Below are 11198 nucleotides of genomic sequence, written 5' to 3' on the forward strand. Positions count from 1 at the left end.
ATACCACTTTGAAAGAAATACCATGCTTTACCATCATCACACCACCAATTTGCAAGTTTTCCATCCACAAAATATTTATTTTGATATTCACCGGTAAATTTCTTACCACTTTGGAAAAAATATTTTTCATTTCCTTCTTCTTTCCAACCATCAAAACCTTCTGCAACAACGATGCCTTTATCTGTGTACTTATTTAAAACTAATATATTTATCATAAGTAAAGATAAAACCAAAAAAAATCTTGATAAAAATTTCTTTTTCATAATCCCTCCTGTAAAAAAACAAAACAAACAGTCTAAAATATAATAAAATTTTACCAAATTTTATTTTAAACATTTATTTAAAATACTGAATATATTATATACAAAATCTCTCAAAAAGTCAATTAAAAATTAACAATTATCATTGTTACTTTCATAAAAAAACTGTTATGAATCAAATGTTCATAACAGTAATCAAATGTTCATAACAGTTTTAAAATCAATTACATTTTTCTAACTTTATTTTTTTCTTTTAATACTCTTAGATTATCTTCTGTTAAGTAACTGAAACCTTCTCCGGAAACTTCACTAACTGTTGCAACATTTACAAACGCATTGCTATCAAACTCTCTTATAAATGTCATTAGTTTTATGTATTCCGGTCTTGTAAGAATTGTTTCAATCATAACTCTTTTACTTTTATTAAATCCACCCTTTACTTCATAAAGCGTACTACCTCTAACTATTTCATTTAAAATATAATCGTTAATTCCTTCCCATTTTTGTGAATTAATATATACTTTAATCCTTGTTTTATAACCTGTAAGCACTTTGTCAATAACAACGGCATTAAACATTATTCCAACAATAGCATACATAGCGGCATTAATTCCATAAGCAAAATATCCCATAATCACAACAGAAAAGTCTGCAATAAAAACGCCGACACTTAAGTCAACATGTATATACTTATTCAAAATCTTACCGACAATATCCGTTCCTCCTGTTGATGCATTTTGATTCAATGTCATTGCTATACCGATTGCTGTAACTCCAACTCCTATAACCATACTCATAAAAGGTGTATCCACTAATGGTTTAATATTTGGAAATATTTTTTCAAAAGAAATAAGTGCTATTGACACCACAATTGTTGAATAAATACTAAGTCCACCAAATTCTGCTCCTATAAGTAAAAATGCTAAAATAAATAAAATTACATTTATACTAAGCTGGAATACCCCAACCGGCACTCCAGGTATAAATTTAGACAATGCTATTGAAAGCCCTGCTGTTCCACCAATCGTTAAATTATATGGAACCATAAAGAAATAAACTCCAGCTGATACTAAAACAGACCCCAATGTTGTAATTATAATTTTTTTTAATGTATCCGAATTCATAATTCACCCTCCTATAACAAACAATACAATTATAACAAAAGTTTTTAAAATTTACAACAATAAAAGTCTAGTAGTATTGATTTTTTCATAAAAAAAGTTTACAATTATAATAAATAAAAATTATATATTGGAGGCTTATATGATTAAACAAATCGAATTAAACTTAGAAACTATCGAATCTATGTTATATTTATGGACAGCTTTAGCAGAAAAAGAAAAAGTTGCTGAAAGTTTTTTTGTTGATGTAGCAAAACAATATCCATTAAAAGCTATAATGACTAAAGATTTCGATGAAGAATCAGTAAGAAAAGTTCTTTCTGCTATTCAAAACAGAGAATTGCTTTCTGGAGCAAGTAAAGAAGAAAAAAGATTTTGGAACAACAATATGTGGATGATGGAAGACCTTGAACTTCCAAAACTTATGGCAAAACCTATTAAAGTTTTGAATGTAAACCACCTTATTGATGAACTAAACAAAGAATTTCCAAACAATGATAAAGAAGTTTTAAAGGTATATATAGCTCCTTTACATTTAGATGATTATTATATCGTTGATGGAAATTTAATCATCAACTTCTTTAGAATTATATTACCAGATGGAGAAAATGCATTCATCGAAGGACAACCTATCGACGAATATATTCTTACAAAGTTAAAAGAAGTTTTAAAAATATAATATTTTTATTATATTTTTTGTAGGCTCTTAAATTATAAACGTTAAAAATTACACTTTTTTTAATTTTAAATATTTTGTAGTTTTACGATATATAATTATATCCGTAGTCAATTCGTAGTCAAATACCACGGCAGAAAAAAAGATTTTATATGTAGAAAAAGCACCGTTACAGTGCTTTTTTTATTCTTCATCTATTCCATTTTTACAAAATTCTTTGAAGTCCTCTTCTGATGCTCTCCAACATTTACCAAATTTTACCCCTTTTATTTTTATTATAAAAACGTTGAAAATTAGTTGTTTTTATCGATATGGCATATACACTAAAAAATAGATTATTATATATTTTTTAAAGATACTCAAAACGGTCAAGAACTTTACAAATTAATGAAAGAAAATGGTATAAAATGCACATTAGCCCCTACGCCAAAGACGGCTGACCATTGTTGTAGCATAAGCATTTTATATTATGATAATTCATATAATGATTTGATAAAAAAATGATTGAAGAGCATCATTTAGAAATATTAAAATTTTTCGAAAAAGAAAGAGATATAAATCCAAATAGAATGAGATTCTGTTTCACAATAAAGGTAGTGTCTATGACACTACCTTTTAAATATCTTATACATTATGATTGCCGTTGCGATTGAGACATTTAAAGATTCCATTGAATTATCCATATCTATTTTCAAATGTTCATTTGAAATTTCAAGCATTTCTTTTGAAACTCCATTCGCCTCATTTCCCATAACGACAATATTTTTTTCATCAAAACTAAATTCTTCTAAAAATTTTGAATTTTCACTTAAAGTTGTAGAAATTAATCTGTACCCTAATTTTTGCAACTCTTTTATTTTTTCAATATCACAGCTTACAATATTTGTTCTAAACATAGCGCCCATTGTTGCTCTTAAAACTTTTGAATTATACTTATCTACACAATTTATAGTAAGTATATCCTTTATTCCAAAAGCATTAGCCGTTCTAATTATAGTCCCAAAATTTCCGGGGTCGCTAACATTTTCAAGACAGATTATATTTTTAGATGAAATTTTTCTTTCTTCTAAATAATTTACAATTGTTATAACCCCTTCAGAATGTTGCATTTCTGTTAGGGATTGAAATAATTTTTCAGATAAAACAATAACTTTATCCAAAACAGTTTCCGGAAAACTAAAATTTTTTAAAAATTCTTTTGTACAAATTATATTTTCAACATTAAGATTCTCACTTAATACCTCAAGCAAAAGTTTTTTTCCCTCAAGTAAAAACAATTTATACTTATCCCTATTTTTCTTTAAAGATAAACTTTTAAAAAATTTATATTTTTTATTTTCTTTACTATCTATTGTTTTAAATTCCATATTATACCAATTTACTAATTCTATCATTTCTACCGGCAACAAGTAAAATATCGCTGTCTTTTATAACATAATCAGCACCAATATTTATTTCCAAGCCTTTTTGTGTTTTAACTGCAACTATATTGATATAATACTTTTGTCTAATTTCAGATTCTTTGATAGATTTACCAATCCAATCTTCAATAGGTGCAATTTCAACAAGAGAATACTCATCAGATAAATTTATAGAGTCCAAAATATTTGAATTACTTATATTATTTGCAACTCTAATTCCCATATCTCTTTCAGGAATAATGACCCTATCTGCTCCTATTTTACTAAGAACCATAGCTTGAACACTATCAGTAGCCTTTGCAATAATTTTTGGAATACCAAGCTCCTTAGCCTCAACAGTTGCAATAATAGAAGTTTTGTAATCAGAACCTATCGCAACAACACAAATATCAAAATTTGAAAGTCCTAGTTCCTTTAAACTTCCCTCAACTCTAACATCGCAAATGATACTATGAGTAACTTTATTTGCAATAGAGTTAATAACCTCTTCATCTTTATCTATAACCATTACTTCATTTCCAAGTTTTTCTAAGGTAATGGCTAAATTTGTTCCAAATCTTCCACAACCTATAACAACAATTTGTTTCATATTATCTCCTATCCAACAATAACATTTCCGTTTGAATACTTAAATTTCTTTTTATTAACCTTATTATAAAAAGAAAAAATAATTGTAAGCGGTCCAACTCTTCCAATAAACATTAATATAATTATAAATACTTTTGTAATATCTTTCAAGTGTGGTGTTAAATCTTTACTTAACCCAACCGTTGCAAAAGCTGAAACAGTTTCAAAAAGTAGATTTATAAAATCAACATCTTCAATCAAAGTCAAAGTAAATACCACTGTTCCAACCAATAAAAGAGATATAACAAAAATCCCTATCGCCCTTTTAACTAAAGAAAAAGAAATTCTTCTTTTAAAAACTTCTATTTCATCATTATTTTTAATAAAGGAAATAGTTGTTACAATCAATAAAAATATCGTAGTAGTCTTAATACCACCGGCTGTACTTGCAGGAGAACCTCCTATAAACATCAAAAATATCGTAAAAATCGTTGAAGATTCAGTAAAATAAGTTTGATTTATAGAATAAAATCCTGCCGTTCTAGTCGTTACCGATTGAAAGAATGCATTTGATATTTTATCAAAAAAGTTTAAATTTTTTAAAGTATTTACATTAGAATATTCTAAAACAAAAAACATAAATGTTCCAAGGATAACCAATCCTAAAGTCATAACCAAAACAATTTTAGTATGCAAAGAATATTTATTAAATTTAAACTTAGAATTATTTATATCTATATAAACATTAAATCCAAGTCCACCTAAAATTATCAAAGCTGATACAACAAATAACATATACGGTGTTGCATTAAACATTTCAAGACTGTTTTCTCCCAAAATATCAAATCCTGCATTACAAAATGCTGAAATCGCATGAAAAACAGAATAGAAAATTCCTTTAATGCCAAACTTTGGAATAAAAACAAATGACATAAGAAAAGCGCCTACTCCTTCTATTAATAAAGTAGAAAAAATTACATATCTTATCAGCTTAACCATTCCACTAAGTTTTGTAGATCCCATTTGTTCTTGAATAACAAGTCTATCTTTTAAAGTTATCTTTTCGCCCAAAATCATAGCAACCATGGTAGCCATTGTCATAAAACCTAATCCGCCTGCTTGAATTAAGAGCATTATTACGGTCTTACCAAAGTAATTAAACTCGTTAGTTATATTTATAGTCGAAAGTCCCGTTACACAAACAGATGAAGTCGATATAAATACACAATCTAAAAAATTTGTAAAATTTAGGTTTTTAGATGAAAAAGGTAAAAACAAAAGAATTGATCCAACAGTTATAATTAGAAAAAATCCCATAGTCAAAACTGCCGGTGGATTCGTTTCAAGTTTATCTTTTAATTGTTTTATAAAATTTCTCAAAAGAACCTCCAAAAAAAAGCCCCTCTATTTATGAGGGACATCTCTCTATCTTACTAATTCAACTAATTTTTTGAATCCTTCAGGATCATTTATAGCCATTTCAGAAAGCATTTTTCTATTCATATTTATGTTGTTTTTCTTTAGTCCATACATAAATTTGCTATAACTTAAACCATATTGTCTTGTTCCAGCATTGATTCTTGCAATCCATAAACTTCTGAAATCTCTCTTCTTTCTCTTTCTTCCTATAAATGCGTAAGTCATAGATTTCATAATTGCTTGATTAGCAACTTTGAATAATTTAGACTTTGCACCATAATATCCTTTAGCTTGTTTTAATACTTTTCTATGTTTTTTTCTTGCATTTAAACTACGTTTTATTCTTGCCATTACTCTTTACCTCCATAACCTACGGAATCATATGATTGATTCTTTTTTGATCTCCACTGCTAATAACTGTTGATTTTCTTAAGTTTCTAATTCTCTTTGGTGATTTTTTACTTGTTAAGTGGCTCTTATAAGCCTTAAATCTTTTAATCTTACCAGTACCAGTTCTTTTAAATCTCTTAGCTGATGCTCTATGTGTTTTCATTTTAGCCATATCTAAAACCTCCTATTAATCTTGTTTTGGTGATAAAAACATTGTCATATTTCTACCTTCCATTACGGAATCTTTTTCTACATTTCCAAATTCCACAGTAAGTTCTTTAAATTTATCTAAAACAACCTTACCTATTTCAGTATGTCCAAGTTCCCTACCTCTAAATCTTACAGAAACCTTAACCTTATCTCCAGCTTTTAAAAAGTTATTGGCATGTTTAGCCTTAACTTCTATATCATGCTTATCAATACTTGGAGTAAGTCTAATTTCCTTTACATTTATAACTTTTTGTTTTTTCTTAGACTCTTTTTCTTTTTTCAAAGAATCATATTTATATTTTCCATAATCTAAAATTTTGCAAACCGGCGGATTAGCATTTGGAGAAATATTTACAAGATCTAATTTCTTCTCACTTGCCATATCCAATGCTCTTGAAATTGGAACAACTCCAATTTGATTACCTTCTGCGTCAATTAACCTAACGTCTTTTGCTCTAATCTCTTCATTAATTAAAAGCTCTTTTATAATAACACCTCCACGATAAAAAATGGCGAGTAAAAAACTCGCCATAATAATTACAAAACCAAAATTATTAAAATATACCTGAAACTAAAAAGTAACAAGGTGAGAGCGAGCACTCTACTTCATTCATCATATTACTCAAATATTTTACCATAAATGAATAAAATAGTCAAGCAATTTAAAAAATTTTTCTAAATCATCAATTTACATCATTTATTTGAACATATTTCCATTTTGATAAATTTAAAGAGGTAAATATGATGAAATAAATATTCTTTTACACAAGAATCGTAAATTCATATTTATTTTAACATAAAATTTTTTAAAAATCAAATTTTAATTTTCTTTTTTGAATAAAAACTTCATATATCCTACAAAAACAAATCACATTTGCAAAGCTTTGTGAATATGGTTTTGCATAAGTGCTTATCAACATCGTAGCAATTGTACTTGTTAAAAGTACAATTGCAACAACAGGATTTTCTAAAACTTCTTTTAATTTACAATTTAAAACTAAAACTTTTAAAACAAATATTAAATATAAAATAAAAGCTACTGCTCCTATACAAAGTCTAAGCCCATTGCTATATGATTGCAACAAATTTACCATTTTTATAAATATTTTACATAACATCACTATTTGTAGTCCTATTATTTTTATGAAAAAAGAAATGCTAATAATCGCATTTCTTACTTCATTGTCAATTTCACTTTTTGTTTTTTAAGGTCTATTTCTAAAATTTTTACCTTTACTATATCAGAAACTTTTAAAACTTCTGAAGGGTGTTTTATAAATTTATTTGAAATTTGTGATATGTGAACAAGTCCGTCGTTTTTAATTCCAATGTCGATAAACGCACCAAAATCTACAACATTTCTAACAGTTCCTTTTAATTCCATTCCAACTTTCAAATCTTCGATTGAAAGTACATCTGACCTTAAAATCGGTTTTGGCATATCTTCTCTTATATCACGACCGGGCCTTTTTAACTCATCAATTATATCCTTTAAAGTCAATTCTCCAACTTCCAATTCTTTTGAAAGTTTTGAAATATTTACTTTATCTAAATCTTTTCCATAAAGTTTTTCTGCAATCTCATAACTTTCAGGGTGAACTGCTGTATTATCAAGTGGATTTTCTCCATTTCTAATTCTTAAAAATCCGGCTGATTGTGTGTAAGCCTTCGGTCCTATTCCTTTTACTTTTTTAATTTCGTCTCTATTTTTAAAAGCACCATTTTCATCACGATAAGAAACCAAATTTTTAGCCATTGTCTTAGTCATTCCTGAAATGTAAGATAAAAGTGAGAATGATGCAGTATTAACATCAACTCCAACTTTATTTACACAATCTTCAATAACATCCGATAGTGTTTCTGTTAATTGTTTTTGATTTACATCGTGTTGATATTGTCCTATACCAATATGTTTAGGTTCAATCTTTACAAGCTCAGCCATTGGGTCTTGGATACGTCTTGCTATTGAAATTGCTCCTCTAACTGTTACGTCCAAGTCCGGAAATTCTTCTTGTCCAAGTTTTGATGCAGAATAGATTGATGCTCCTGCCTCGTTTACGATTGAATAGAATAAATCTTCTTTTTTCAATTCATTTATAAGTTCAACAACAACTTTTTCTGTTTCACGACTTGCAGTTCCATTTCCGATAGCAATTAAACTTACGTCATATTTTTTAATAAGTTTTGATAAAATTTCTTTACTTTCCTTTATCTTTTCTTGTGGCTTTGTAGGATAGATATTTACATGATCCAAAACTGAACCGGTTTTTGAAATTACAGCAACTTTACAACCCGTTCTATATCCCGGGTCAATTCCCAAAACAACTCTGTCAAGAATTGGAGATTGCATAATATAAGGCTTTAAGTTTTTTCCAAAAACTTCGATTGATTGTGTATCAGCCATTTCTTTTAGATTAGCTCTTATTTCAGTTTCTATTTGTGGGAATAAAAGTCTGTTATATCCGTCAACAACTGCATCTTTTAAAAATTTATAGCAGAAATTTTCCTTATCCATACATAATGAAAATAAAATATCGTCAATATTTTTTTCATCACTTAACTTAACAGAAACTTTTAAGGCTTTTTCTTTTTCTCCTCTATTTATAGCAAGTATTCTATGTGCTGGAAGTTTTGAAATCTTTTCAGAAAATTCATAGTACATATCATAAACATTATTTTCTTCTTTTCCTTTTTCAGAAACAAGCACACCATTTTTATTGGCATCAATTCTTAAAATATCCCTAAAATCTTTATCTTCTGAAACCATTTCAGCAATAATATCTAAAGCCCCTGCCATTGCCTGTTCAATATTTAAAACTTCTTTTTCTTCATTTATAAATTCTAAAGTTTTTTGTTCAAAATTATTTTCATTAAGTTTTCTATCTAAAATCAACTCTGCAAGTGGTTTTAATCCTTTTTCCTTTGCAATAGTTGCTCTAGTTCTCTTCTTAGGTCTGAAAGGAAGATAAATATCCTCAACTTTTGAAAGAGTTTCAGCATTTAAAATTTCACTTTTTAATTCGTCAGTCAACTCTCCAAGATCGTCAATTAATCTTATAACATCTTCTTTTCTTTGTTCTAAATTTCTTAAATATTGTAACTTTTGTTCTAAATTTCTAAGTATTTCATCATCTAAATTTCCGGTTACTTCTTTTCTATATCTTGCGATAAAAGGAATTGTATTTCCATCATCGATAAGTTTTACAGTATTCTCAACTTGAGAAACTTTTATACTCAATTCTTTTGCAATTTGTTCAAAAATATTCATTACTACCTCTTTACATAAAAAAGGGAGCTAACGCTCCCTTAAATTCTAACAAAATAATTATTTTGCAGGTGCACTATGGATTGATTTTCCTTCTAATTGGTGAATTGCTTCCATGAATGCTTCTGATAGAGTTGGGTGTGCGTGAATCATTTTTCCGATTGACTCAACTCCCATATCATTTGCCATAGCAACAGTTCCTTCATGAATTAAGTCATTTGCATGAGGTCCTATAATATGGATACCTAAAATTTTCTTTAAGTCTTCAGTTGCAATAACTTTTACAAATCCATCGGCTTCTCCTAATGAAACAGCTTTACCATTTCCACTAAACATAAATTTACTCTTAACATAAGGAATATTTTGAGCGATAACTTCTTCTTCAGTTAACCCAACTTGAGCAACTTCTGGTAAAGTAAATGTACAAGCAGGAACAATTCCTAAGTTAATTTCTGGGTGTTCTCCCATTAATTTTTCAACAACGTGGATTGCTTGAGCACTTGCAACATGAGCAAGTTGAACATTTCCATAAACAACGTCTCCAATAGCATAGATATGGTCAACATTTGTCTTGAATCCTTCATCAGTAAGAACAGCTCCTCTTTCAGTAGCAACACCAGCTTTTTCGATTTCTAATCCATCGATATTAGCTTTTCTTCCTGTTGCTAAAAGAACCATTGTACCTTCAGCCTCTTCAACTTTGTCTTTATCAACTCTCTTAGCTACAACTTTTAATTTACCGTTAGATTCTGAAATTTCACTTGCACGAACTTTGTTTATAATCTTAATTCCAGCTTTTTTAAAGATGCTTGGAATTCTCTTTTGGATTTCTCCGTCTGTTGCAGGTAAAACACCATTAGTAATTACAGTTACTTTTGAACCGAATTGAGCGTAAATACTTGCAAATTCCATACCAATAACTCCACCACCAACAACTACAAGTTCTTCTGGAATTTCTTTTAAATCTAAGAATTCATCACTTGTAATTACATTTGGTAAATTAGTTCCAGCGATTGGTGGAACACTTGGTTTTGAACCAGTAGCAATAATTATGTAATCAGCTGTTACATCTTTTTGTGAACCATCATTTAATTTAACATGAATTGTATGTGAGTCAACGAAAGAACCAAATCCTTTTAGGTATTCAATATTTGGATAAGAACCGATTAAGAATTCTACCCCACCTACGATTTTTTCAACAACTTCACATTTTCTTTCATTAAGTCTTAATGGATCGATTTTACATTCATCCATAAGTAATCCGAATTCAGCTTTTCTGTGAATGTTTTCCATAATTTCAGCATTTTTCCAAAGTGTTTTTGTAGGGATACAACCTCTATTTAAACAAGTACCACCTGGTCTGTCTGCCTCAATAAGTACAACTTCTGCTCCCATTTGTGCAGCTCTAATAGCAGCCTCATATCCTCCTGGGCCTGCTCCGATAACAGCTATCTTAGTCATAAAACACACTCCTTAATTAAATTTTTTAATTTCTAAGTTTTTTAAGTTTTCACTTACTTAAAATTATAGCTCAAAAACAAATTTTTTTCAAGTTTTTAAATAAATTTAACAAAAAAATGTTATGATACAATTGATGTGAGACCAAGGGTACAAAAAAAAGAGAATATCCTGTATAATTAAAACAACAAATAAATTAACCAGAAAGGAACTCTCTTTTATGAATAATATTATATCACAAAATCAAGAAAATATAAAACACAACCAACGTTATATCCCTCATTTACTTCAAACAAGATACCATGCTGTTAAAACTTACAGAAATGGTAATTCTGTTAGCTTTGTTTGTAGAAGATATAAAATATCTAAAGCCTCCCTTATGCGTTGGAATAAAAGATTTGATGGCTCTAT

Annotated in this window: 13 protein-coding genes and 1 pseudogene; 3 read left to right on the forward strand and 11 right to left on the reverse strand. The window is 28.6% G+C overall.

Annotation, left to right across the window (positions count from 1 at the left end):
* Both HMPREF3181_RS07930 and HMPREF3181_RS02010 read right to left on the reverse strand, forming a co-directional pair.
* Positions 1–263: pseudogene (locus HMPREF3181_RS07930) on the reverse strand (murein L,D-transpeptidase); the annotation flags it as partial.
* A gap of 221 nt (positions 264–484) precedes the next feature.
* A complete protein-coding gene (locus tag HMPREF3181_RS02010; RefSeq protein WP_068472520.1) occupies positions 485–1384 on the reverse strand; it encodes a YitT family protein in 900 nt (299 codons plus the stop codon).
* A 139-nt stretch (positions 1385–1523) separates the two neighbouring features.
* Here HMPREF3181_RS02010 and HMPREF3181_RS02015 point away from each other — a divergent pair, with 139 nt between their 5' ends.
* Complete coding sequence (locus tag HMPREF3181_RS02015) at positions 1524–2060, forward strand: TDE2712 family protein (protein WP_068472522.1); 537 nt, start codon at positions 1524–1526, stop codon at positions 2058–2060.
* A gap of 384 nt (positions 2061–2444) precedes the next feature.
* Positions 2445–2561 (forward strand): DUF3343 domain-containing protein, encoded by a 117-nt coding sequence (locus tag HMPREF3181_RS07935; protein ID WP_231723248.1) that lies wholly within the window; start codon positions 2445–2447, stop codon positions 2559–2561.
* 104 nt (positions 2562–2665) lie between these two features.
* Here the strand turns inward: HMPREF3181_RS07935 and HMPREF3181_RS02020 are convergent, their stop codons facing one another.
* The 9 genes from HMPREF3181_RS02020 to lpdA all read right to left on the reverse strand — a co-directional run bounded on the left by HMPREF3181_RS02020 (position 2666) and on the right by lpdA (position 10790).
* Positions 2666–3451, reverse strand: a complete 786-nt coding sequence (locus HMPREF3181_RS02020) for a TrmH family RNA methyltransferase (RefSeq protein WP_068472524.1) — start codon at positions 3449–3451, stop codon at positions 2666–2668.
* On the reverse strand, positions 3426–4067 hold the full coding sequence (locus HMPREF3181_RS02025; RefSeq protein WP_068472526.1) for a potassium channel family protein: 642 nt from the start codon (positions 4065–4067) through the stop codon (positions 3426–3428). The genes HMPREF3181_RS02020 and HMPREF3181_RS02025 overlap by 26 nt, the downstream gene beginning before the upstream one ends.
* 8 nt (positions 4068–4075) lie before the next feature.
* Positions 4076–5425: a TrkH family potassium uptake protein gene (locus HMPREF3181_RS02030; protein ID WP_231723249.1), complete on the reverse strand. Its 1350-nt coding sequence runs from the start codon at positions 5423–5425 to the stop codon at positions 4076–4078.
* Between the two features lie 45 nt (positions 5426–5470).
* On the reverse strand, positions 5471–5815 hold the full coding sequence (gene rplT, locus HMPREF3181_RS02035; RefSeq protein ID WP_004832268.1) for a 50S ribosomal protein L20: 345 nt from the start codon (positions 5813–5815) through the stop codon (positions 5471–5473).
* Between the two features lie 19 nt (positions 5816–5834).
* Entirely contained in the window at positions 5835–6026 is a 192-nt protein-coding gene (gene rpmI / locus HMPREF3181_RS02040) for a 50S ribosomal protein L35 (protein WP_004832272.1), read from the reverse strand.
* 15 nt (positions 6027–6041) lie between these two features.
* The gene (infC, locus tag HMPREF3181_RS02045; protein WP_068472528.1) at positions 6042–6596 is read right to left on the reverse strand and encodes a translation initiation factor IF-3; all 555 of its coding nucleotides are present in this window, start codon (positions 6594–6596) and stop codon (positions 6042–6044) included.
* Positions 6597–6870: 274 nt separating this feature from the next.
* A complete protein-coding gene (locus tag HMPREF3181_RS02050; protein ID WP_231723250.1) occupies positions 6871–7185 on the reverse strand; it encodes a TDT family transporter in 315 nt (104 codons plus the stop codon).
* A gap of 53 nt (positions 7186–7238) precedes the next feature.
* Entirely contained in the window at positions 7239–9332 is a 2094-nt protein-coding gene (locus tag HMPREF3181_RS02055) for a Tex family protein (RefSeq protein ID WP_068472535.1), read from the reverse strand.
* A 57-nt stretch (positions 9333–9389) separates the two neighbouring features.
* Entirely contained in the window at positions 9390–10790 is a 1401-nt protein-coding gene (gene lpdA / locus HMPREF3181_RS02060) for a dihydrolipoyl dehydrogenase (RefSeq protein WP_068472537.1), read from the reverse strand.
* Between the two features lie 217 nt (positions 10791–11007).
* Here lpdA and HMPREF3181_RS07660 point away from each other — a divergent pair.
* A partial coding sequence (locus HMPREF3181_RS07660) for a transposase (RefSeq protein WP_369817067.1) occupies positions 11008–11198 on the forward strand: 191 nt, incomplete at its 3' end.

The organism is Parvimonas sp. KA00067 (assembly GCF_001553085.1).
Lineage (GTDB): Bacteria > Bacillota > Clostridia > Tissierellales > Peptoniphilaceae > Parvimonas > Parvimonas parva.

Coding starts and splice junctions, on each gene's coding strand:
- HMPREF3181_RS02010 (WP_068472520.1), bottom strand. CDS start 1,384: ATGAATTCGGATACATTAAAAAAAATTATAATTACAACATTGGGGTCT.
- HMPREF3181_RS02015 (WP_068472522.1), top strand. CDS start 1,524: ATGATTAAACAAATCGAATTAAACTTAGAAACTATCGAATCTATGTTA.
- HMPREF3181_RS07935 (WP_231723248.1), top strand. CDS start 2,445: ATGAAAGAAAATGGTATAAAATGCACATTAGCCCCTACGCCAAAGACG.
- HMPREF3181_RS02020 (WP_068472524.1), bottom strand. CDS start 3,451: ATGATAGAATTAGTAAATTGGTATAATATGGAATTTAAAACAATAGAT.
- HMPREF3181_RS02025 (WP_068472526.1), bottom strand. CDS start 4,067: ATGAAACAAATTGTTGTTATAGGTTGTGGAAGATTTGGAACAAATTTA.
- rplT (WP_004832268.1), bottom strand. CDS start 5,815: ATGGCAAGAATAAAACGTAGTTTAAATGCAAGAAAAAAACATAGAAAA.
- rpmI (WP_004832272.1), bottom strand. CDS start 6,026: ATGGCTAAAATGAAAACACATAGAGCATCAGCTAAGAGATTTAAAAGA.
- infC (WP_068472528.1), bottom strand. CDS start 6,596: ATGGCGAGTTTTTTACTCGCCATTTTTTATCGTGGAGGTGTTATTATA.
- HMPREF3181_RS02055 (WP_068472535.1), bottom strand. CDS start 9,332: ATGAATATTTTTGAACAAATTGCAAAAGAATTGAGTATAAAAGTTTCT.
- lpdA (WP_068472537.1), bottom strand. CDS start 10,790: ATGACTAAGATAGCTGTTATCGGAGCAGGCCCAGGAGGATATGAGGCT.